Annotated in this window: 15 protein-coding genes; 10 read left to right on the top strand and 5 right to left on the bottom strand. The window is 70.5% G+C overall.

Going from position 1 to position 23,302, the window contains the following annotated elements; genetic code table 11:
* The first annotated feature begins 179 nt into the window (after positions 1–179).
* On the top strand, positions 180–659 hold the full coding sequence (locus tag WH07_RS08015; protein WP_232788773.1) for a hypothetical protein: 480 nt from the start codon (positions 180–182) through the stop codon (positions 657–659).
* 180 nt (positions 660–839) lie between these two features.
* Positions 840–1,772 (top strand): LysR family transcriptional regulator, encoded by a 933-nt coding sequence (locus WH07_RS08010; RefSeq protein ID WP_046497075.1) that lies wholly within the window; start codon positions 840–842, stop codon positions 1,770–1,772.
* A 140-nt stretch (positions 1,773–1,912) separates the two neighbouring features.
* On the opposite strand, the gene WH07_RS08005 is transcribed toward WH07_RS08010, so the two are convergent.
* A complete protein-coding gene (locus WH07_RS08005) occupies positions 1,913–3,547 on the bottom strand; it encodes a FadD7 family fatty acid--CoA ligase (RefSeq protein WP_046497073.1) in 1,635 nt (544 codons plus the stop codon).
* A 267-nt stretch (positions 3,548–3,814) separates the two neighbouring features.
* Between WH07_RS08005 and oxc the strand changes: the two genes are divergently transcribed.
* From oxc to WH07_RS07990, 3 genes are all read left to right on the top strand, one after another.
* Positions 3,815–5,572 carry an oxalyl-CoA decarboxylase gene (gene oxc, locus WH07_RS08000; RefSeq protein WP_046497071.1) on the top strand — a complete coding sequence of 586 codons (1,758 nt, stop codon included), beginning with the start codon at positions 3,815–3,817 and terminating at the stop codon, positions 5,570–5,572.
* Between the two features lie 71 nt (positions 5,573–5,643).
* Positions 5,644–6,900 carry a formyl-CoA transferase gene (gene frc / locus WH07_RS07995; protein WP_046497124.1) on the top strand — a complete coding sequence of 419 codons (1,257 nt, stop codon included), beginning with the start codon at positions 5,644–5,646 and terminating at the stop codon, positions 6,898–6,900.
* Between the two features lie 206 nt (positions 6,901–7,106).
* A complete protein-coding gene (locus WH07_RS07990) occupies positions 7,107–7,535 on the top strand; it encodes a DUF2267 domain-containing protein (RefSeq protein ID WP_046497068.1) in 429 nt (142 codons plus the stop codon).
* Positions 7,536–7,647: 112 nt separating this feature from the next.
* Here the strand turns inward: WH07_RS07990 and rfbA are convergent, their stop codons facing one another.
* Complete coding sequence (rfbA, locus tag WH07_RS07985; RefSeq protein ID WP_046497066.1) at positions 7,648–8,526, bottom strand: glucose-1-phosphate thymidylyltransferase RfbA; 879 nt, start codon at positions 8,524–8,526, stop codon at positions 7,648–7,650.
* A gap of 184 nt (positions 8,527–8,710) precedes the next feature.
* Between rfbA and rfbB the strand changes: the two genes are divergently transcribed.
* Positions 8,711–9,694 (top strand): dTDP-glucose 4,6-dehydratase, encoded by a 984-nt coding sequence (gene rfbB, locus WH07_RS07980; protein WP_046497063.1) that lies wholly within the window; start codon positions 8,711–8,713, stop codon positions 9,692–9,694.
* Positions 9,695–9,884: 190 nt separating this feature from the next.
* Here rfbB and WH07_RS07975 read toward each other — a convergent pair whose 3' ends face one another.
* Together WH07_RS07975 and WH07_RS07970 are read right to left on the bottom strand one after the other, a co-directional pair.
* Positions 9,885–10,328 carry a PAS domain S-box protein gene (locus tag WH07_RS07975; RefSeq protein ID WP_046497061.1) on the bottom strand — a complete coding sequence of 148 codons (444 nt, stop codon included), beginning with the start codon at positions 10,326–10,328 and terminating at the stop codon, positions 9,885–9,887.
* A 235-nt stretch (positions 10,329–10,563) separates the two neighbouring features.
* Positions 10,564–13,521: a GH92 family glycosyl hydrolase gene (locus WH07_RS07970; RefSeq protein WP_232788772.1), complete on the bottom strand. Its 2,958-nt coding sequence runs from the start codon at positions 13,519–13,521 to the stop codon at positions 10,564–10,566.
* A 276-nt stretch (positions 13,522–13,797) separates the two neighbouring features.
* Between WH07_RS07970 and WH07_RS07965 the strand changes: the two genes are divergently transcribed.
* Positions 13,798–14,097, top strand: a complete 300-nt coding sequence (locus WH07_RS07965; protein ID WP_046497057.1) for an antibiotic biosynthesis monooxygenase family protein — start codon at positions 13,798–13,800, stop codon at positions 14,095–14,097.
* An 83-nt stretch (positions 14,098–14,180) separates the two neighbouring features.
* Positions 14,181–16,943, top strand: coding sequence for a type 1 periplasmic-binding domain-containing protein (locus WH07_RS07960; protein ID WP_232788771.1), 2,763 nt, complete (start codon positions 14,181–14,183; stop codon positions 16,941–16,943).
* 29 nt (positions 16,944–16,972) lie between these two features.
* Here the strand turns inward: WH07_RS07960 and WH07_RS07955 are convergent, their stop codons facing one another.
* The gene (locus WH07_RS07955) at positions 16,973–18,205 is read right to left on the bottom strand and encodes an FAD-dependent oxidoreductase (RefSeq protein ID WP_046497055.1); all 1,233 of its coding nucleotides are present in this window, start codon (positions 18,203–18,205) and stop codon (positions 16,973–16,975) included.
* 271 nt (positions 18,206–18,476) lie between these two features.
* On the opposite strand from WH07_RS07955, the gene WH07_RS38715 reads away from it, so the two are divergent.
* Positions 18,477–20,480 (top strand): DUF305 domain-containing protein, encoded by a 2,004-nt coding sequence (locus tag WH07_RS38715; RefSeq protein WP_106409530.1) that lies wholly within the window; start codon positions 18,477–18,479, stop codon positions 20,478–20,480.
* Between the two features lie 63 nt (positions 20,481–20,543).
* Positions 20,544–23,300 carry an ALF repeat-containing protein gene (locus WH07_RS07945; RefSeq protein WP_052744290.1) on the top strand — a complete coding sequence of 919 codons (2,757 nt, stop codon included), beginning with the start codon at positions 20,544–20,546 and terminating at the stop codon, positions 23,298–23,300.
* The last annotated feature ends 2 nt before the right edge of the window (positions 23,301–23,302 follow it).

Below are 23,302 nucleotides of genomic sequence, written 5' to 3'. Positions count from 1 at the left end.
GCCTGAAATCCGACCAGAAACGACCGGAGCCGGACTCCAAGCGACCGACACCGGATGTGACCGGTTCGGGCTCACGCCCCGGTGGCGCGTGCCGCCGACCTGCCGGGCACCGGCTCCCCGCCTGCCGCTAGAGTGCGATGCTTGTTCGATTCGCCGCGGGGCGGAGGGGGGGAAGGGCTGTGAGCGCACAACTGAGGGACGTCGCCGGGGAGTTGGCGGGACTGCTGTGGCGGGAACACACCGTGTACCGGGAGCGGTCCGGCGGTGTGGTGATCCGGGGTGAGCATGTGCGGCGCTGGATCAGCCTCGCTCCGGCGGGCGGCCGGGGCGAGGTCCTCGTACGCGCGGGGCGCATCCTGGACGGCGGCACCACCGCCCCGGCGCGCTCGGAGGCCGTGGTGCCCCTCTCCGCCGGTACGGGCGTGCTCGCCGCGGCCTGCCGCCGGCTGCTCGCCGAGACGGCCGCCGACGCGGCGCCGATCACCCCGGGACGGGCGGCGCCCAAGCGGTCCGGCCGATCCAGTCGATCCGCGCGGTCCGGGAAGGCCGCGCGGCGCGGGGGCAGCGGGAAACACACCAGTTTCGGTTCCTGGGTGGTCCTCGCCTGCATCGCCGGTGTGATCGCGCTGTTCGTCTACAGCACCGCGACGCGCGGCTGATCGAACCGGCTCCCCCACCACCTGCCTCCTCCCGCTCCTGGCGGCGCGCGGCACTCCCGGTGCCGACGTCCGAAAACCGCTGGTTGGGCGGTTGATAAGTAGGATGATTCAAGGTGTCACCGGAGTAAGCGGAGTCCGCGGGTCGATTCCGGCGCGGTGTGCAGCAGGGAGGAGTCGCTGATGCTGTTCCGTCAGCTCGAGTATTTCGTGGCGGTGGCCAGGGAGAGGCACTTCGCGCGGGCCGCGGAGTCCTGCTACGTCTCCCAGCCCGCGCTCTCGGCGGCGATCGCCAAGCTCGAACGCGAGCTGAACGTCACGCTGATCAACCGGGGGCACAACTACGAGGGCCTCACCCCCGAGGGAGAGCGGCTGGTCGTCTGGGCCAAGCGCATCCTCGCCGAGCAGGACGCGTTCAAGGCCGAGGTCGCCGCCGTCCAGTCCGGCATCACCGGCACCCTGCGGCTCGGCACGGAACCGACGGCGTCGACGACCCTGGCACTGCCGGTCGCCGCGTTCTGCGGGGCACATCCGCTGGCCAAGGTGCAGGTGCACTCCCGGCTGTCGGCGCGGGAACTGCACCGCCAGCTCCGCGAGTTCGAGCTGGACGCGGCGATCTCGCACTTCGCGCCCGAGGAACGGGAGAGCCTCCAGGTGGTGCCGCTGTACCAGGAGCGGTACGTACTGCTGGCCTCCGGCGACCAGTTGATGCCGCAGACCCACACCATGACCTGGTCCGACGCGGCCCAGTTGCCGCTCGCGCTGCTCACCCCCGACATGCGCATCCGCGAACTCATCGACAGTGTCTTCGCGGAGGCCGGGGTGGTGGTGACCCCGCAGGTGGAGACGGACTCGGTGGCGTCGCTCTACGCGCATGTGGGCGTCGGCGACTGGGCGAGCATCGTGCCGCACACCTGGCTGCGCGCGATGCCGGTGATCGGCAGGACCCGGGCCGTACGGCTGGTCGCCCCGGACGCCAGGGCGACGGTGTCGGTGGCGATCCACTCGGCGATACCCGGTTCGATAGCGGCGCGCGCGTTTGTGAACGCGGCGACGGGCCTGTCGCTGGACGAGTTCTTCGACCAGCCGCTGCCGACCGAGCACCGGGTGAGATAGGGCCGGCCGGCCCCGCGACGAACCGGCCGGCCCCGGGCCCGTGAGCCACCGGCCCGCGCCGGCCGCGCGGATCCGTGGCTCATGGGTGATGTCCCGGCGCCCCCGGCGCCGGCGTCGTCGCGCGCCGTCAGCCGGCGCCGTCAGCGTCCGGGTCCGCGCCCGGCCCCGGCCCCGTCTTCTCCGTCCCGCCCGTACAGAGCGACCGCCGCCCGCCGGTCGAGACCGCCCTTGGCGGTGTGCGGCAGTGCGGCGACGACTTTGAGCCGGTCGGGCAGTTCGACGGCGGACAGCCGGTGGCGGCAGTACTGAAGGATCTCCCCGGGGCTGATGATCTCGCCCTCGCGTATCACCACGGCCGCGCCCACCCGCTGCCCGTACACCTCGTCGGGCAGCGCGAAGACCGCCGCCTCGGCGACCCCGGGACACCCGGCGAGGACGTCCTCGACATGCTCGGGGGAGATCTTCTCGCCGCCGCGGTTGATGAGGTTCTTGATGTGCCCGGCGAGGAAGAGATAGCCGTCCTCGTCGAGCGAGCCCAGATCGCCGGTGCGCAGCCAGCCGTCCGTGAAGCTGTGCGCCGTCTCGTCGGGGTCGGCGAGGTAGCCGCGGGTGACGGTGGCCCCCCGCAGCCACACCTCGCCGCGGACTCCGGGCGGGCAGGGGCGCCCGTTCCGGTCGACGACACGGAGGTCCACCCCGGTCGAACGCCCGACGGACCCGTGCTTCAGGGGCCCGTAGTCCGGCAGCGGTTCACTGGTCACCTGGTGGGTGGCCTCGGTCATCCCGTACGCGGAGAGCAGCGGCGCGCCGAGGGTGCGCTCAAGTGCCCGCTGGGTGGCCGTGTTGAGGGGGGCGCTGCAACTCCGTACGAATCTCAGGGGCGCGACCTGCGGGCCCGGGTACTCGTGCGCCGACCGGTCGAGGAGGATCTCGTGGATGGTGGGGACCGCGGTGAACCAGGTGGCGGCCACCGCCTGGACGTCGTCCCAGAAGGTGTGCGCGGCGAACCGGCCGCGCTCGGGCAGCAGGACGCATCCTCCGCTGCCCAGGGTGGCGAGCAGCGCCGCCAGCAGACCGTGACCGTGGAAGAACGGCATCACCGCGACCGTCGCGTCGCCGGGGCCCAGTTCGTAGGTGGCGCAGATGTCCCGGAGGGAGGCGGCCACATTGGCATGGGTGAGCGGGACCATCTTGGCCCGGTCGGTGGTGCCCGAGGTGAACAGGACGAGGGCGTCCCGCGCCGCCGGCCCCCCGCTCGCGGCCGGGACGTCCCGGGGCGCGAGTGCGCCGGTGTCGAGGGTGGCGGTCGCCGTGCCGGTACGGGAGATGTCCACGCGCAGCGGCCAGGCCGGGACCGGGACCCGGGCGACCGGTTCGGCGTCGGGGGCGGTCGGGCCGAGGAGGACCGCCCGTGCGCCCAGCGCCTCGACACGGGCGGAGAGTTGGGCCTCGGGCAGCGCCGGGTCCAGCGGGGCGACCACCACACCGGCCCGCGCCGCGCCCAGCAGCGCCACGACGAATTCCGCGGTGTTGGCGCCGACGAGACCGACCGCGTCGCCGCGGCGCAGCCCGGTACCGGTGAGCCGGGCGGCCACACTGTCGGCCAGGGCGGCGAGGGCACCGTACGACAGGCCCAGCCGGTCGCCGGTGACGACGAGCGCGCGGGCGTCGGGCCGGTCGCGCGCATGCCGGTCGAGGAGATCGACGAGGCCCGTGACCGCCGGGGGCCGGTACGGACCCGTGTCGCGCACGGATGCCGCGGTCGGGACGGCCATGGCCACCACCTCCTCGTACAGATCTGTTGAATCCGTCACCTGTCGAGCCTGCTCGGGCGCGCGGTGTGCGTCCAATACGCGCTGACGAACAGTCGATAGCGAGTATCTATCAAGGGAGGCCGCCACGGAGTGCGAGCTGCGGCGACCACGCTCGATAAATGTTGTTTATCGGCTGGTCGCCGATAGGTCTTGGACGGCTCGGCGCGCGGCACCGAAGGTGGGACAAGAAGCCGAACAGGCATGACTGCCCAAGGAGGACCTCGGACCATGACCGCCCCCTCTGCACAGGAGACCGCGGCTACCGTCGACGCTCCGGCCGAGCTCACCGACGGGTACCACCTGGTCGTCGACGCGCTGAAGATGAACGATGTCGACACCATCTACGGGGTGGTCGGCATCCCGATCACCGACCTGGCCCGCCTCGCGCAGGCTCAGGGCATTCGCTACATCGGCTTCCGTCACGAGAGCAACGCCGGACACGCGGCGGCGGCGGCCGGCTACCTCACGAAGAGGCCCGGGGTGGCCCTGACGGTGTCCGCGCCGGGCTTCCTCAACGGCCTTGTGGCACTGGCCAACGCCACCACGAACTGTTTCCCGATGGTGCAGATCTCGGGCTCCAGCGAGCGGCACCTCGTCGACCTCAAGCAGGGCGACTACGAGGAGATGGACCAGCTCGCCGCCGCGCAGCCGTTCGTCAAGGCCGCCTACCGGGTGAGCCGCGTGGAGGACATCGGCCGCGGTATCGCCCGTGCGCTGCGCACCGCGATCTCGGGCCGCCCCGGCGGTGTCTACCTCGACATCCCCGCCGCGGTGCTGGGCTCGATCATGGACAAGGAGGAGGGCGACAAGACGCTGAGCCGTCTGGTCGACCCGTCGCCGCGCCAGCTTCCCGCGCCCGAGGCGGTCGACCGCGCCATCGAGATCCTGGAGGGTGCTCAGCGCCCGCTGGTGGTGCTCGGCAAGGGCGCCGCGTACGCGCAGGCCGACGAGCGGATCCGTGAGTTCATCGAGTCCACGGGCATCCCGTACGTGCCGATGTCGATGGCGAAGGGCCTGCTGCCCGACAACCATCCGCAGTCGGCCGCGACCGCCCGTTCGCTGGCGCTGAAGAAGGCCGATGTCGTGATGCTCATCGGCGCGCGGCTGAACTGGCTGCTGAACCACGGCGAGGCTCCGCAGTGGAACCCGGACGCCAAGTTCATCCAGGTGGACATCGAGCCCAAGGAGCTGGACAGCAACCAGCCCATCGCCGCCCCGCTCGTCGGGGACATCGAGTCGGTGCTCGAAGCGCTCTCCGAGCGGACCAAGCCCGGCCGGATCACGGCGCCCACCGCCTGGCGCGAGGAGCTGGCGGCGCGCTCGAAGCAGAACGTCGCCAAGATGGCGGAGCGTCTGAAGGCCGACCCGCACCCGATGCAGTTCATGGGTGCCCTGAAGGCGGTCCGTGACGTCATCCACGAGCACCCCGAGACGTATCTCGTCAACGAGGGTGCCAACGCGCTGGACATCGCGCGCAATGTGATCGACATGCATGTGCCGCGCCACCGCCTCGACAGCGGTACGTGGGGTGTCATGGGCATCGGTATGGGCTACGCGATCGCCGCAGCCGTCGAGAGCGGCGAGCCGGTCGTGGCCGTGGAGGGCGACAGCGCCTTCGGCTTCAGCGGTATGGAGCTGGAGACGATCTGCCGCTACAAGCTGCCGATCGTCACCGTCATCATGAACAACGGCGGTGTCTACCGGGGCGACGACATCAACCCCCTGGAGTCGGACGACGACCCGTCGCCCACGACCCTGATGCTCCAGGCGCGGCACGACCTGATGATCGAGGCGTTCGGCGGCAAGGGCTACCGCGCCACCACGCCCGCCGAGGTCACCGCGGCCCTCACCGAGGCGCTGGCCTCGGGCGGCCCGGCGCTCATCGACTGCGCGATCGACCCGTCGGCCGGCACCGAGAGCGGTCATATCGCGCACCTCAACCCGAAGGGCATCACCGTCGGCAACATCACGCCGGCGAAGAAGTGAGCGACCGGCTCACCGCACTCCCCGCACACCACACCCTCCGTACCGAGATCATTCACAAGAAGGAAGCCACCATGAGTGACAAGCCGCTCGCCGGAATCAAGGTGATCGACTTCACCGGGGTCCAGGCCGGTCCCGCGTGTACCCAGATGCTCGCCTGGTTCGGCGCCGACGTCATCAAGGTCGAACGCCCCCAGGGCGGCGACGTGACCCGCAACCAGCTCCGGGACATCCCGGACCTCGACGCGCTGTACTTCACGATGCTCAACAGCAACAAGCGCTCGCTGGCCATCAACACCAAGACCCCCGAGGGCAAGGAGGTCATGGAGAAGCTGATCCGCGAGTCGGACATCCTGGTCGAGAATTTCGCGCCGGGCGCCATGGACCGCATGGGCCTCGGCTGGGACTACATCCACGAGCTGAACCCGCGGCTGATCTTCGGCTCGGTCAAGGGCTTCAACGACGACTCGTCGTGGTCCGACCTCAAGGTGTACGAGAACGTCGCGCAGGCGGCCGGTGGCGCCGCGTCCACCACCGGCTTCTGGGACGGCCCGCCGACCATCAGCGGCTCGGCCCTCGGCGACAGCAACACCGGTATGCACCTGCTGATCGGTCTGCTGACCGCGATCATCCAGCGCAACGCGACCGGTGAGGGCCAGAAGGTATCGGTGTCCATGCAGGACGCCGTGCTCAACCTGACCCGTGTCAAGCTCCGTGACCAGCAGCGCCTGGAGAAGGTCGGCTACCTGGAGGAGTACCCCCAGTACCCGCACGGCGAGTTCGGCGACGCGGTGCCGCGTGGCGGCAACGCGGGCGGCGGTGGCCAGCCGGGCTGGATCCTGAAGTGCAAGGGCTGGGAGACCGACCCCAACGCCTACATCTACTTCACGATCCAGGAGCAGAACTGGAAGCGCACCGCTGAGGCCATCGGCCACCCCGAGTGGGTCGAGGACCCGGACTACACGACCGCCCGGGCCCGCCAGCCGCGGATCATGGAGATCTTCGGCGAGATCGAGAAGTGGCTGGCCGACAAGACCAAGTACGAGGCGGTCGACATCCTGCGTGAGTGGGAGGTGCCCTGCGCCCCCGTGCTCAGCATGAAGGAGCTCGCCGAGGACCCCGACATGCGCAAGAGCGGCACGATCGTCGAGGTCGAGCAGAAGGACCGCGGCACCTACCTGACGGTGGGCAGCCCGGTCAAGTTCTCCGGCTTCAAGCCCGACATCAAGGGTGCTCCGCTGCTCGGTGAGCACACGGACGAGGTCCTGGCCGACCTGGGCTACGACGCGTACGCCATCGCCAAGCTGCACGAGGACAACGTCGTCGCCTGATCCGAGGCGGCCCGATCCGCGGTGGCCTGATCATCCGAGGCGGCCGGATCCACCAGGGTGCCCCGCGCGCGTTCCCCGCGCGCTGGGCACCCTTATGCGTGGTGCGGCGGGCCCGCGCGGGGGGGGCGGATGAACCCATTCGCCTGCCATGACTGGCACACGGGACCGTTCGTGACCTTAAATCGGACAGCCGAAAGGATCACGAGATGGTCGACACAGGATTCCCTTCGTTCGACACCATGGTCGACAAGGCGAACCACATCCTCAATGAGATCGAAAAGGCCTATGGGTGGCCCAAGGACCGCAGGAAACAGTCCTATGCCGCGCTGCGGACGGTCCTGCACCAGCTACGGGACCGGCTGCCCGTCGACGAGAGCGCGCAGTTCGCCGCGCAGTTGCCGACCCTGCTGCGCGGTATCTACTACGACGGCTGGAAGCCCTCGGAAACACCGGTGAAGATGCACAAGGAGGAATTCCTGGAGCGTGTCCGGCAGGATTTCCGCTACTCGGTGGAGGGCGGCACCGAGCAGTTGGTGCACACCGTGCTGACCGTGCTCCAGCAGCACATCAGCGAGGGCGAGTGGAAAGACATCAAATCCCGTATGCCCGCGTCGCTCGCCGCTCTCCTCCCCTGACACTCCCGCCGGCCGAGGGGACTCCCCGACCCGGGCGGGCGGCCTCTCGGGGCTGCGCCCCGGACCGGCGCCCCAGGCCGGCGTCCCGGACTCAGAGCCTCAGACCGGGGCCTCAGGCCTGGGCCAGCTCCCGCGCGATCGCCATGACGTACTCGCCGTAGCGCGACTTGCCGAGCCGGGCGCCGAGCCCGTAGCACTCGTCGCTGTCGATGTAGCCCATGCGCAGGGCGACTTCCTCGACGCAGGCGATGCGTACGCCCTGCCGCTCCTCCAGCGTGCCCACGTACTGCCCGGCCTGGAGGAGCGAGCGGGGCGTGCCGGTGTCCAGCCAGGCGAAGCCCCGGCCGAGATTGACGAGACGGGCGCTCCCCCGCTCCAGATACCAGCGGTTCACATCGGAGATCTCCAGCTCGCCGCGGTCGGAGGGCTTCAGATTCTTCGCCACGTCCACCACGGTGTTGTCGTAGAAGTAGAGCCCGGTGATCGCGGTGTTGGAGCGCGGCTTCGCCGGTTTCTCCTCGATGGAGACCAGCGTTCCGTCGGGTCCGGTCTCGCCCACGCCGTACCGTTCCGGATCCTGCACCGGATAACCGAAGAGGACACAGCCGTCGACGTTCCGGCTGTTCTCGGTGAGAACGGAATAGAAGTTCTGGCCGTGGAAGATGTTGTCGCCGAGGATGAGCGCGACCGAATCGTCACCGATGTGATCGGCGCCGATGACAAAGGCCTCGGGCAGCCCGTTGGGCCTGGCCTGCTCCTCGTACTCGATCCGCAGTCCCAACTGGGAGCCGTCACCCAGCAGCCGGCGGAACTGCGGAAGATCCTCCGGGGTGGAAATGATCAGGATGTCCCTGACGCCGGTGAGCATGAGGACACTGAGCGGGTAATAGATCATGGGCTTGTCGCCCACGGGGAGCAACTGTTTGGAGACGGCCAGGGTCAGCGGCTGGAGCCGGGTGCCGGCTCCGCCCGCCAGTATGATCCCCTTCATCAGGTCACTCCCGTTCGTCGATTCCGGTGAAGCCGCGCGCCCACGGAAGCCGCGCGCCGACAACTGAGCCATGCCGTATTGGAGCCTCTCTCGACACCGGCTCGAACAGCCCGGAACGGCGGGGCGGGAGTCATCTCAAGTGGCCGTCCAGCTCCGTGCGAGGCGGCGTTCCTAGCGTCCGGCCATGACCAGAGTGCTTGTCACAGGCGGAGCGGGTTTTATCGGCTCCCATTACGTGCGTACGCTGCTGGGGCCCGGCGGGGCCGGCGATATCACCGTCACTGTTCTGGACGCCCTGACATACGCGGGAAATCGGGCCAATCTCGCCCCGGTCGACGGCCATCCCTCGTTGGAATTCGTCCAGGGAGACATCTGTGATGTGGAGCTGGTCGACACGCTGATGGCCGGACACGACCAAGTGGTGCATTTCGCGGCCGAATCCCATGTCGACCGGTCCATCCGCGATGCGTCCGGCTTTGTACGGACCAATGTGGTGGGGACGCAGAATCTCCTCGACGCCGCGTTGCGCCATGGGGTCGGACCCTTTCTGTACATCTCCACGGACGAGGTCTACGGCTCCATCGAGAGCGGTTCCTGGACCGAGGACTCCCCGCTGCGGCCGAACAGTCCGTACGCGGCCTCCAAGGCGGCCGGGGACATGCTCGCCCTGGCCCAGCACCGGACCCACGGGCTGGATGTGCGGGTCACCCGGTGCTCCAACAACTACGGTCCGTACCAGTTCCCGGAGAAGCTGATCCCGCTGTTCGTCACCCGGCTGCTGGACGGCGGGGAGGCGCCGCTGTACGGGGACGGCGGCAACGTCAGGGACTGGCTCCATGTGACGGACCATGTCCGTGCGGTCGAGCTGGTCAGGACTCGGGGGCGGGCGGGCGAGGCGTACAACATCGGTGGCGGCACATCGCTGCCCAACCGGGACCTGGTCGATCTGATCGTGCGCGCCTGCGACGCGGACTGGGGGCGGATACGGTACGTCGAGGACCGCAGGGGGCATGACCGGCGCTACTGCGTGGACCACACCCGTATCACCGGGGAACTCGGCTACCGGCCGACCGTGGACCTGGCCACCGGTCTGGCCGAGACGGTCGCCTGGTACCGGGCCAACCGGTCCTGGTGGGAACCGCTGACGGCCGCTGCCGCACTGGTCTGACCGTGGCTTCTCCGGCCGTGGCTGCGCGCTCCGTCCCGCGTCCCTGCCGTCCCGCGCCCCTGGGGACGGCAGCGCTTCCGCGGCGGTGCGCGGAACGCGGTCAGAACTCGAACCTCAGAACTCAGGTCTCAGAGCTCAGGGCTCGCCCTCAGGCCCGGACGTGAGGACTCGGACATTCGGGCATGAGGACTCAGGACGCGGCGCGGTCCTGAGCCGCCTCCATCAGGCGCTTGCGCGTCTCCCGCTCCTGGGCCCGGCGCGCGGTGACATCGCGGATGACGGCCGCGACGTACCCCGGACCGCCCTCGGGACCGGCCAGCAGCATCACGCTGAACTCGATCGAGATCGTCGCGCCGGACGCGGTCAGCGCCGGTACGTTCAGCAGGTCGTTGTCGCCGTACTTGGTGACTCCCTCGGCCATGGCCACCTGGAAGCCGTCCCAGTGCCGCTTCCGGTGTTTCTCCGGGATGATCACATCCAGGCTGCGGCCGTCGACCTCGGCGGCGGTGAATCCGAAGATGCGCTCCGCGCCGCGGTTCCAGTAGCGGATCAGTCCTTCACCGTCGATGATCACCATGCCGTCGGGTGCCTGGGCCGCCATCCCCAGTATCACTTCGGGGTTCAAGTCTCCCATGTCGCCTCCACATCGAAGCAGTCGGTCACCGTCACCCTACAGAGGACCTGGTACGGAGATCCCGGGGCCGGGCGGCTAGCCGATCCTCCGGGCCGGAAGAGGCCCAGTGGCTGAGTGGTTCAGCCACTGGGCCTCTTCCGCCGGTGCCTCAGAACCGTCAGGCGCTCAAGAACACAAGGTGCTCAGGAACGCCAGGCGGCACTCAGGAACTCCGGGCACTCGGGAACATCGCGGCTCAGGGCCGGAGCGCGACGTCGAAGATGTGCATCACACCGCGGTCGGTGCCCTGTGGCAGCACCACGGACTTCACACGCTTCGCCGGGTCGAGCGCCTGCGGTGCCGTACCGAACACCAGGGTCCGTACGGTGTCCGAGCTGCCGTTCACATTGTTCCGGCCCGTCGTGGCCACCACCGGCACATTGCCGAACTGGTAGTTCGTACCCGGCGTCCAGTCCGTGAACTGCACCGGCACGTTCTGGGTGGTGCCGTCGGTGTACTCGACGACCGCCGTGCCCTGCGAGGGCCCGTTGGTGGCGAGGCCGAGGAAGGAGATCCCGCTCGCCGCGACGCCCTCGGTGTCCGCCAGACCGACGCGCTGGCCGTGCGGAATCCAGTTGTCGGGCTCGCCCGGCTCGGTGTCCGGCCAGGTGAAGGTGACACCGGTGTCGGTCAGCGGCAGCTTCGCGCCCGGAGCGGCACCCGCGGCGGCGAGCTTCTCGCGGGAGAGCGAGTTGTCACTGAGGTCGAGCGAACCGAGCCTGCCCTGGCCGTCCGGGGTGATCCCGATGCCGTTACGGCTGTCGCCGCCCTCGGTGTACGACGGCGGGACATCGGCGGCGCCGGTGCCCCAGCTGCCGGGCGTACTGCCCATGGTGTACGCGATCCTCCCGCCGTGCCGCGCGAAGTCCTCGTCCACCCAGGACCTGGTGGTCTTCTTGCCGTTGAGCTTCATCCCGGTGATGTACGGCTTGCCGGCCGTGACGTCCGGGGCGTTGATGGTGATCTTCCGGTCGGCGTCGGCGCTGTCGACGGTGACGCGCTCGAACATCGGCGCGCTCAGCACCAGATTGGCCGTGCCGTAGACCGACGGGTACATACCCATGTTGGCCCACACGTACCACGAACTGAGCGAGCCCAGGTCGTCGTTGCCCGGCAGACCCGAGGGCGTCGTGTCGTACATCTCGGTGACCGCGCGGCGCAGCACGTCGCCGGTCCGGTCGGGCCGGCCCAGCCAGTTGTAGATGAACGGCATGGAGAAGCTGGGCTGGTTGCTCAGATACGCGCCGGTCGTGTTGTACACGCCCGCGTCCAGCGCGGCGGTGTGCTGGTCGAGGTCCTTGATGACGGTGTCGGCGCCGCCGCGCTTCTCGACCAGGGTGCCGATGTTCTGCGGCACCATCCAGCCGTACTGGTAGCCGGTCGCCTGCTCGAACTGGTCGCCGCGCTCACCGAGGTTGAAGCCGCGGTCGAAGCCGTTGCGCTCACGGGGCCGTATCTGCCGGGTGCCGGAGTCGAAGAGGTTCTGCCAGCTCTGGGCGCGCGTCATGAACCGCTCGCGGGTGCCGCTGTCGCCGAGGCGGTCGGCGAGCTGGGCGATCGCGAAGTCGTCGATCGCGTACTCCAGCGTCTTGGACGTGGCGGAGTCGCCCTTGCGGTTCTCGATGAAGCCGGTGCTGAAGTACTGCTGCGCGTACCGGCGCAGGGTGGTGTCCGCGGGCAGCGACTGCGTCGTCCTCATGGAGGCGAGGGCGGCCTCGCGGTCGTAGTCCGTGCTGCCGAACGCGTCGATGGAGGAGAGGATCACCTGGAGCGAGTCACCGCTCATCTTCTGCTGCGACTGATTCAGATGCGGCCAGTTGGGCCACCTGCCGCTCTGCTGGACCATGTCCACGATGGACTGGTTGATGTCGTCGCCGGCCTTCGGGAAGAGCAGCGCGACGAGTTGCGACTGCCCGCGGTACATGTCCCAGCCCGCGTAGGTGACGTAGTGGTGCCGGCCGCGCTCGACGGTGCGGACCGTGCCGTCCTGGCCGGCGTACTGGCCGTTCACGTCGTCGGCGACGTTCGGGTGCAGCAGCGAGTGGTAGAGCGCGGTGTAGAACTTCACCCGCTCCGGCTCCGTACCGCCCTTCACATCGACGGTGTCCAGCGCGTCCTTCCACAGCCGCGCCGCACGGGACCGTACTCCCTGGAAGGAGTGGTCGGCCTCCGACGCCGCGTTCTCGGCGGCGTTCTCGACGCTGACATAGCTGAGACCGGTCTTCGCGGTGACCTCGGCGCCCTTGTCGAAGACGAGATAGACGCCCGCGCCGTGCTTGGCCGCGCCGCCGCGTGCGGTGGGGGCACCGGGGGTGACCGTACCGCCCTGCCAGGTGCCGTAGGACGTGAAGGGGCGGTCGAAGGTGGCAGAGAAGTAGGCGCGGTAGCGACCGCCCTCCTCGCACACCGAGGCGGTCTCCACCCAGCCGCTGACGGTGCGGCCCTTGACGGTGACCTCGCTGTCGAAGACACGGTTGTTGGAACCGGCCACATCCAGGATCAGGGTCGAACTGCCGCTGTCGGCGGGGAAGTCGTACCGGCTGACGGCCGTACGGGTCGTCGCGGTCAGCTCCGTACCGACGCCGTTGGCGAGGTCCACCGAGTAGTAGCCGGGCTCGGCGGACTCGGCGCTGTGGTCGAAGTCCAGGTAGTACGGGGTGATTCCGGCGGCCGGACTCGTCGGCAGCGCGCCGCCCGCGAGGGCCCCGGTGTACGGAAGGACGGGGAAGTCGAAGGCGCTGAACCGGCCTTCGCAGCCCGTGCCGGAGAGCCGGGTCATGCCGAAGCCACGGATCTTGTCGGCGGTGTACTCGTAGCCGCCCTTCTGGTCGCCGTCGCTCGACCGGTATGTGGTCGGGCTCGACTGGACCATGCCGAACGGCACGGTGGCGCCCGGCCAGGTGTTGCCGTACGCGCTGTTGCCCTTGTTCTGGGTGCCGTCCAGCTCCGTACCGATGAACTGGTCGACGGCGTCGTACGCGCTGATGTCCTGGCCGGCCTTCCCGGCCGGGGCGGTGGCGGCGGAGGACGGGGACAGTCCGGCGACGAGCGCACCGGCCGTCAGCCCGGCCACCACGGCGGCGCGGACGCGTCTCCGTCTCGACAGCGGTGCCGGGGGCCGCGCCTGGCCCACGGCGACCATGGAATCCCGCATGGGGTGGTCCTCTCGACTCACGCAGGACGGCACACCCGCCCCGACAACGATGTCGCGCGATCCTCTGCCACGCGCGCCCCCACTGTGCTCGGCACAGTTTTCACAAAAACGTCAGCTGCCGAAAAGTTCGGCCAATAGGACGTCTCTCGGCCATCGCTTTGCCGTGATAGAGGGTTGTGTCCATGGAACCGCGGCCCTGCTCGCGGGACGGAGCACGTCCGGGCAAGCCCCGCATCCGGCCAGGACAAGCTCCGGCACCTGTGTCAGGATCGTCCCATGGTTACCGAAATCGCGATCATTGATGTCAAACCCGGCGAGGAGGCCGCCTTCGCGTCCGCGTACCGGGACACGGGTCATGACCTGCTCGCCACCACACCGGGGTGTGTCAGCGCGGCGATGCATCAGAGCAACGAGACGCCGACGCGGTTCGTCGGTGTGAACGAGTGGGAGTCGAAGGAGGCGCACCTCGACAACTTCCGTGGCACGGACCGTTATGCGAGGTACGGGGCGGCCCTGCGTCCCTATCTGGCCGGAGCCCCGCTTGTCGAGCACTTCGACGACATCATGCACTGCTGAGTCAACTCGGCGTTTTTGCCGGGCGGTTGGGAGCAGTTGGGGGAATAATCCTTGTTTCTCAGGGGGAACGAGGGGGCCTGTTCATGACCACGGGGGATTCGCAGAGCCGTATTCCGGCGTATCCGGGCGTCGAGCGCTTCGTCGACGCGTTCGACAAGCTGGTGGCGCAGCCTCGGCGCAGCCGCAGCAGAGTGCCGGTCGTCCTGCTCCATGAGCCGGACGGCGGCGACGCGGGGCGCCGGATCGTCGCCGGGCTCCGCTCCCGGATGCGCGGCCGGAGCGAGGTCCTCGCGCCGCACGCGTACATCCCGCAGATCCCGGACGGAGCGGACCCGCCGCCGCTGGAACTCTTCGAGCATCTCACCCTCCAGCTCGCCGAGACCATGCCGCCCGGCACGGGCGAACTCCGCCTGCACAGCTATCGGTTGCTGCGTTCCGTCGTCACCGCGCCCGCCATCGAGGGGCTGATGGAGCGCCGCCACGCCGAGCTGCGCAACCACTGCTACGCGGAGCACCGCAACTGGTCCCGCACCGCCCAGACCCTGTGGTGGCTCGGCGGCCGTGACCAGGCCAGCGGCGGCACACTGCTGGAGCTGTTGTGGAACTTCGTCGCGGGCCCGCTCTTCCAGCGGCTGCCGCGCGCCCTGTTCGGCTGGCGCGCCAACCGCCGGATGCTCGGCCGGGCGCGCAGCCGTAGCTGGTACGCGGAGTGGGTGCGCCGCCAGCACGGCAGCCCGCCCACCGACTTCTTCCGTTCCGCGCTCGACCTCGTGCACGGCGAACCGGGCAATGAGCCGGAGCGTATGGACCGGGTACTGATGCACGCCCTGCTGGCCGATCTGGACCAGGCGTCGCGGGCCCGCCTTCTCAACCCCTGGCGGCGGCGCCGTACTTCACGCTTCGTGCTGCTCTTCGACGGTGCGGGGCCCGCCGATTCGCGTGTCCAGCGCTTCTTGCGCGAACTGCGCTCCGCGGTCGAGGACTTGCGGTGCACATCGGTGTTCGCGGTGGCGGGCGGCGTACTGTCACTGGCCTCGCGCATCCCCGACATCAACGCCTCAGGACTCGCCCACGCCGGCGCCGAGCTGATCAATATCGAACGGCGCGGGATGACTCCGGGGCAGCCGACCGGCATTGTCGTGCCGGTGGCCGAGGGCCCCGAGGACGATCAGGCAGCGGTCTACTGGCTCGGCCGCTGGCCCACTCTGGTGACACCGTCGCCGCGCTGGGGTCCCGGTGCCGAGGTGGCCGGAGTGCTCGGCATCGGAGCGGTGGCACTCGCACTCGTCGTCGGCCTGATCCTCGTACCGGACCTGGGGAGCGGCGAGAAGGACGATCCGTGCCAGGGGTCCACCTTCCTCGGTACGGACGGGCAGTGTGTCGGTGTCGCCGAAGGCGCGGCGGAGTTCGGCAACGCGCCGAGCGAGCAGGCGTTACGGGCCGTGCTCCAGCAGATCGAGCGGCAGAACACCGCGCTCGACGGGGAGTTGGCGGACCGGCCCGCCGACGACCCGCGACCCGGCCGCCGTACCGTCGTCTACTTCGGCCCGCTCACCGGTGGCGAGAACGCCGAGGACCCGGTGCGCGGCGGCACGCTGGCGGAGCTGCGCGGCATCGCGCTGGCGCAGCGGCACATCAACACCCAGGCGCTGCGTTCCGGTGAACGCGTCCCGCTGCGGGTGCTCACCGCCAACGCGGGCGACCGTTTCAAGGACGCGCCCGCCGTCGCCGAGCGGGTCGCGGAGCTGGCCGCGAGCGATCCGTCCATCGCGGGCGTGGTCGGTTTCGGGCAGAGCCGCCGCAATACGTACGACGCGATACGCGTCCTCGACAAGGCGGGCATCCCGATGGTCGGCACCTCGGGCACCGCCGATGAACTCCTGCGCCAGGGCGAGCACTACTACCAGACGGCTCCCACCGACGCGCGGGCCGCCGAGCTGATGGCGGTGTTCGCGTCGAACGCTCGGATGACCGCGGGCGGGCAGAAGGCGCGTCGGGTGAGCCTGGTCGCCGATGCCACCGACGCGTACAGCAACAGCCTTGCCGCGTCGTTCCGTTCGTCGTACGGGCAGGGGCGCACGGACGTACTCCTCTACACCCCGACCGACGCGCCGGAGCCGGGTCCGGTGCCGGGTGCGCTGGGCGGACGGCCCGTGGCGACCGTGGAGGATCTGGCGCGGGAGGTCTGCGGCGCGGTGCGTGAGGATCCGCGGACGGCGGTGGTGTGGTCGGCGCGGGCCAGCCAGTTCCAGGTGTTCCTGGCCGAGATCGGCCGTATCTCCGGCGACTGTCCGGAGGTCGGTGTGCTGGCCGGCGACGATGTCATCAACTTGCTGACGGACGACCGGCGTCCCCTGGACGACTTCAAGGGCCTCACTCTCTTCTACGTCTCGCACGGCCACGCGCCGTCGCTCGTGACGCGGAGCCCGGAGGCGGCGGCCTTCCTCGCCGCGTACGACCGTGCGTACGGCGGCGACCGCAGCGCCCGGACGAGGGCCATGCGCGAGGACGGTCATGTCGCCCTCGCCTGGGACGCGTTGCGCTATCTCGCCGAGGGCATCGACCAGGCCTGGCGCACCACCGGCGGCCAGGACGACCGTCTGAACAGGGTGTTGCTGCAAGGCGTGCTCTACCAGGGCCTGGGCGGTGGCGGGTTCGACGGCGCGACCCGCCGTATCGACGCGCACGGCGCGGCGGGCGGGGGACGGGTGACGGAGGACAAGCTGCTCGCGGTGGTGCGGGGCAGCGGTGACGGGCCGGCGACCGAGCTGCTGTGCGGCAGGGTGTCGCGCGAGGACGAACGGACGGTGTGGGGGCCGAAGGACGATCGGCACCCGTGCCCGTAGCCCTGGTCCGGACCGCCCGGCAGACCGCCTCACCGCGTTGACTCGCGCGGTGGGCGCTCGCGTACGGCGCCGTAGGCGAGGAAGTAGGCCGGGACGCGGCTCAGCCAGGGGGACGTGGTGAGGAGTTCGGCCATCCGCCGGGCACGGCGGGAGTCGCCGAAGGGCGGGCGTCCTGCCAGGACCGGTTCGATGACCCGGGCGTGGGCGGTCCGCTGGAGCGCCTGTGTCAGGGCCGCAGTGGGCCGGCGGCGGCGCTGGACGGCTCGTACGTCCCGCAGGCCGACCGTCCCCGCCCGCAGCGGCCCGACCAGATGGCGGGCGGCGGCCACCGCGTCCTCGACCGCGAGGTTGATGCCGATGCCGAAGACCGGCGACATCGCGTGCGCCGCGTCGCCGATGCACAGCAGCCCGGGCCGGTGCCAGCGCCGGAGGCGGTCAAGCCGTACGTCGAGCAGTTTCACCTCGTCCCACGACCGCACCGTGTTCACCCGGTCGCCGAGCCAGGGAACGGCGGCTCTGAAGTCGGCCATGAAGCGGGCGAGACCGTCGGCGCGGCGCCGGGCGTCGGTGCCCTTGGGGATCAGCGCGGCGCACTGCCAGTAGTCCCCGCGGTCGATCAGGGCGGTGAGGAACCCGTCGCCGGCGCCTCCCACCAGTCCGTGCGGATCGCCGTCGCGGCGCGGCAGCCGGAACCACCAGGCGTCCATCGGGCAGGTGAAGCTCCGCAGCCCCAGTTCGGGCAGCGACCGCGCCAGCGAGCTCCGGCCGTCGCAGGCCACGGTGAGGGTGGCCCGCAGCTCACCGGTACGGCCGTCGGACGTGGCGTACCGCACTCCGCGGACCCGTCCGCGCTCCACCAGGAAGGACGTCGCCCCGGTGCTCATCCGCAGCGAGAAGGACGGCTCCCGACGGGCCTCTTCCACCAGGAGGTTGAGCAGTTCCCACTGCGGCACCATCGCGATGTAGTTGTACGTGCTCCGCAGCGCCCCGATGTCTCCGACGGTGATCAGTGAACGGCCCGGGCCGATCGGGAGCTGGACCGTCGTCACCCGCCGCTGCGGCAGACGGGCGAACCGCTCGGCCAGCCCCAGTTCGTCCAGCAGTGCCAGCGTGGACGGATGCACGGTGTCGCCACGGAAGTCGCGCAGGAAGTCACCGTGCTTCTCAAGGACCGTGACCTCGACGCCGGCCCGGGCCAGCAGCAGGCCGAGCACCATTCCGGCGGGGCCGCCGCCCACCACACAGCATGTGGTCCGCTCCATCGCGTCCGCTCCCTTCGGCGAGCCCGGGCAGTACCGGGGTTCACCCGTTTGCAAAGCCCGGCAGGACATACCTCCTCGGGCTGCCAAGACTGGGACTCACCGGCGGAGAGCCCTTCCCTCTGGCATTGCCTTGTTCCTCCCCCTGTTCCTTCTGTTCCTTCCCCCGCTCCTGTTCTGTTCCTCCCCTGATCTTCCCCTTCCCTTCCCCTGTCCTCCCTTTGTCGTCCCCTTGGCGTTCCCGGCTCGTACCGGACGGAAGAGGAGATGTCGGATGAGTGGATTCGCGTTTCGCCGGCTGGGCGCATCCGCGGCAGCAGGGTTCATCGCATTGAGCCTGGTCTCGTGCGAGTCCCCAGAACGAGGGGCGGCCTTCTCGTCGCACGCCCACCCGTCCCACGCGGACGGCGCGCCTGGACCGTTCACACGGAAGATGGACGCGAGCATGAGGGCGATGGCCGAGGCCATGGCGGGCTCGCGCATGACCGGCGACCCTGACCACGACTTCGCGGCCCTGATGGTGCCCCACCACCAGAGTGCCGTCGAGATGGCGAAGGCGGTGCTGGAGCACGGGAAGGACCCTGTGCTGCGGCGGCTGGCCCAGGAGATCATCGTCACGCAGCAGCAGGAGATCGGCGTACTGAAGGGCCGGATGGCCGCCGCGCCTCCGCTCCGCGGGAGCCCGGAGTCCGGCGAGCGAATACGCGGCGGTACGGGTACCGCTACGGGCACGGGTACCGGTACAGGGACCCGTGCGAGTACAGGTACCGGTGCGGGTACGGGCACGCGTACAGGCAGGGGTACGGGCACCAGCAGGGGTACGGGTACGGACGCGGTCATCCCCGTATCCGGCCGCGACCGCGTCTACACCGCCGACCAGACATCGAACACCGTCTCCGTGATCGACCCCGCCGCCAACCGGCTCCTGGGCGTGATCCGCCTCGGCGACCCCGTACCCGGCGCGCTCAGCCCCCTGTACCGGCAGCAACTCCTCGTCCACGGAATGGGTTTCTCGCCGGACCACAGGACCATCGCCGTCGTCTCCATCGGCTCCAACTCGGTCACCCTGATCGAGACGGCGACGAACAAGGTCAAGGGCGTGGTCTACATAGGGCGTTCGCCGCACGAGACGTTCTTCACGCCCGACGGCCGCGAGTTGTGGGCGACCGTACGGGGCGAGGACTACGTATCGGTGATCGACCCCGTCCGTATGAAGGAGAAACGCCGCGTGAAGACGGCGAACGGTCCCGGGATGGTGCTGTTCCGGCCGGACGGCAGGTACGCGTTCGTACCGTCCAGCTTCACCCCCGAGGTGGATGTGGTGGACACCAGGACGTACCGGGTCGTGGCGCGCGTACCGCAGGCCAGCCCCTTCTCGCCCAACCTGGCCGTGAGCCGGGACGGCACCGAGGTCTGGTTCACCCTCAAGGACTCCGGCAAGACGCAGGTGATGAGCGCCCGTCCGCCCTTCCGTATCCTCGCCACGCTCGACTCGGGACCGATCACCAACCACGTCACCCTGGTCGACAACGCCAACGGCCACTTCGGTTATGTGACGGTGGGCGGGGAGAACGTCGTCAAGGTGTACCGCCGCGGCAAGGTGCCGAGCCTGGTCGCCACCATCCCCACCGGCGATCTGCCGCACGGCATCTGGGTGTCCGGCGACGGCACCAGGGTGTATGTCGGGCTGGAGAACCAGGACGCCGTCGCGGCCGTCGACACCCTCGAGAACCGGATCATCGCGACGATTCCGATCGGCCAGCAGCCTCAGCAGTTGCTGTACGTTCCGCGGGCCGTCCCCTCCGGTACGGGCACGGCCAATCTGATGCCCCTCGGAGTCGCCGGCATGGCCGGCCACCTCACCCTGAACGCGCCGAAGGGCAGCGGCGGGCGGGGGCACGCGACCGTCTCCGTGAACGCGCTCGGCGCTCTGGACCTCCTCCAGGTCGCGGCGACCGGCCTGGAACCGGGCAAGGACTACACGCTCCGGCTCACGGAGAACCGGTCGGCGCCGTTCGGCCGTACGGAAGCACTCACCACGTTCACGACGAACGCGGCGGGTGCCCAGGTCAGCCAGGCCATCGGGCTGTTGCGGGAGGTGCTGACCCCGCCGAACGAGGGGGCCTCGGCGGACGCGACGGAGCAGGGCGCGGCTCGTGAGCGCTTCCTGATCATCACCCGGGCGGACAGCGATACGCCGGTGGCCGTCCAGGAGAGCCGCGAGGCCATGCCGCTGCCGCCGAACGCGACACCGGATCCAGCACCTGCAGCGGGGTAGCCCAGTCCCCCCGGCGAACCACGGTCGCGTGACCGCCGCCCGGCTGTTCGGGCGGCGGTCTCGGTGTCTTCCTGTCCCGTCACGGGCAGGGCCGCCAGTCAGTTCCTCGTCTCCGGCCAGTACATCGCCCGCGCCCACGACGAAGAGGCCGCGACGATCGACCAATTGGTCAAGATCGTGGAGCGCGAGGGCAAGCGCGCGCAGCTCAAGACGGAGCAGGCCGTCACCGCTTCCGACCAGGCGAAGGAGGCCGCCGAGAAGGCGAAGGAGGCCGCGCTCAACGCCGCCGAGGAGGCCCGGGCCGCCCAGAACGACGTACGCAGGTCGGCCACCGCGGCCAACAAGGCGGCGAGCGCCGCGCGCGGTGCCGCCGACGCGGCCGGCACCGCGATCTCCGCGTCCCGTGCCGCCCAGGCCGCCTCCAGCCGTGCCGCCCAGGCCGCGCAGGCCGCCGCCGCTGCCGCCGCGTCCGCCGGCGGCGCCGCCTCCCGGGCGTACGGCGCCGCCATCGCAGCGTCCAAGGACGCGTCCAAGGCGTCGGCCGCCCGTCAGGCCGCCCAGGGCGCCCGGGACGCCGCCGCGCGCGCGAAGACCGCCGCCGCTGCCGCCGACCAGGCCGCCATCGCGTCCCAGAGCGCCTCCGCCGCCGGCTCCGCCGCCGCGAGCGCCGCCCAGAACGCCGCTGCCGCCGCCAACGCGGCCGCGGCTGCCGCCACCAGCGCCGGGGTCGCCCAGTCCCAGGCGGCGCGGGCCCGGGCCGCCGCCGTCGAGGCCGACGCCGCCGCCGCGCGCGCCACCCGGGCGGCGGGCACGGCCCAGACACTCGCGGGACGGGCGGCCACGGCGGCCCGGGCCGCCCGCGACGCGGCGAACAGCGCCGCCGAGCACGCGTTGAAGGCCGCCGCCGCGGCCGAGGACGCGGCGGCCAACGCGGGCAAGGCGATCGAGTACGCCAAGCGCTCCACCGAGTACGCCAAGGCGGCGGTGACGGCGGCCAACACCGCCGCCGACGCCGTCAAGGAAGCCCAGGAGGTGGAGAAGGCCGCGCGCGAGGCCGAGGCCGCGCGCATCGCCGACGACACCGAACTCGGCGTCACGGTGGCGCGGCTGCGGGCCCAGGCCGAGATCGACGACACCAAGCGGGCCGACGAGCAGCGCACCCAGGCGGACGGAACCACCAGCGAGATCAAGGACCTGATCGCCGCCGCCGAATCGGCGCTGAGCGCCGGGGACACCGCCGCAGCGGTCGCCAACGGCCGCAAGGCCGCCGTAAAACTCCTCGACGCGACCGGCGGCTGGACCCGGGAGGCCGCCGAGTACGCCCTCTCCGGGGCCGACGACGACATCATCAACTGGATCAGCGCGGACCGGGTCCTCGCCCGCGACCAGGACGACCGCGAGAGCGTCCTCACCCTCGCCCAGCTCGGCACACCCGCCGTCGCCGAGGCCGCCTCCCGGGCGCTGGCCGCCACCACCCCGAACGCGATCCGTGACTTCCTCGACAGCGGCGCCATCGAGGCGGCGGCCGAGGACAACCGCGTCGCCGTCTTCGCGCTGCTGAACTCGCAGCCCGGTGTGGCCGTGAAGGCGGGGATCGAGGCCGCGCTGAACGACGGCAGTGCTCGCGCCCTGCACCGCTTCCTCACCGTCGAACTGGCGGAAGCCACCAAGCAGGACGACAACGTAGAGATCTTCCGGCTGCTCAACTCCGGCGGACCCTACATGAAGTCGGCGGCGCAGATCGTGCTGGAGGGCTCCGCGCGCATGCGGCGCGCCTTCGTCGTCCGCGACAAGTTCAACATCGCCCGCCTCGACCAGGACCACGCCACCCATGTCGCCGCGATCCGCGCCTCCATCGCGCACGCCGCGAGGATCGCCGCGAAGGCGCTGCAGGACGCCGCGCTGGCGTCCAAGGCCGCCGCCGAGGCCCGTGAGGCCGCCGCGGAGGCGTCCGAGTGGGCGGCGAAGGCGCAGGGTTACGCCTCGGATGCCGCGGACTCGGCGAGCGAGGCCCGGGCAAACGCGGACGAGGCCGACCGCTCGGCCGCCGCGGCCGCCCAGTCCGCCAAGTCCGCGCAGTCGGCGGCGGCCACCGCGCGTGGCGCCGCCCGTTCCGCGAACTACTCGATGACCCAGGCCGTGGCGTCCGCCAAGCAGGCCGTGTCCTCCGCGTCGGCCGCCCAGTCGTCCGCCTCCGCGGCCCGGGCCTCCGCCGTCCAGGCCGGCAAGGACGCACAGGCCGCCGCTGCCGCCGCCAGCGAGGCCCGCACCATCGCCGTCGAGAAGCGGCGCGCCGAAGCCGCCGAAGCCGCACGCAAAGCGGCCGAGGCGGCCAAGAAGAACCAGCAGGACGGCACGAGTCCCTCCGACAAGCCCGAGTACGACGACGACAACACCGGCGACACCAAGTACTGGGGCATGTGGCCCGAGGACATGGGTGACGTCAAGGACTGGGCAGCGGCCACCGGCCACTGGAGCACGGCGCTCGGCGGGATCTCGCTCGGTCTCGCCGTCCTCGCCCCGTTCACCGGGCCCTTCGCCCCCGCCGTCGGGGCCGTCGCCCTCGGGGTCGGGCTCGCCTCCTGGGGCATGCAAGGGGTGAGCGCCATCCTGTCCCTGGGATACGAGGGCGGCTGGAGATCCCCCCAGTTCCAGCAGGCGCTCGGCATCTTCGCGATCGGCGGCATCTTCCAGGGCAAGGGAGCGATCTTCCGCAACTTCGGCGTGAACGGGGAGACCGTGGCCAGGGAAGTCGGTGCCAAGATCTCGGGCGCCGTCAGTGACACGGTGACCACGGTGGTCGGCCTGCTCACCTGGTAGAA

It is taken from the genome of Streptomyces odonnellii, assembly GCF_000981895.1.
GTDB lineage: Bacteria > Actinomycetota > Actinomycetes > Streptomycetales > Streptomycetaceae > Streptomyces > Streptomyces odonnellii.
Note: the sequence above shows the minus strand (reverse complement) of the source record. Positions and strands in the feature narration are given on the sequence as shown.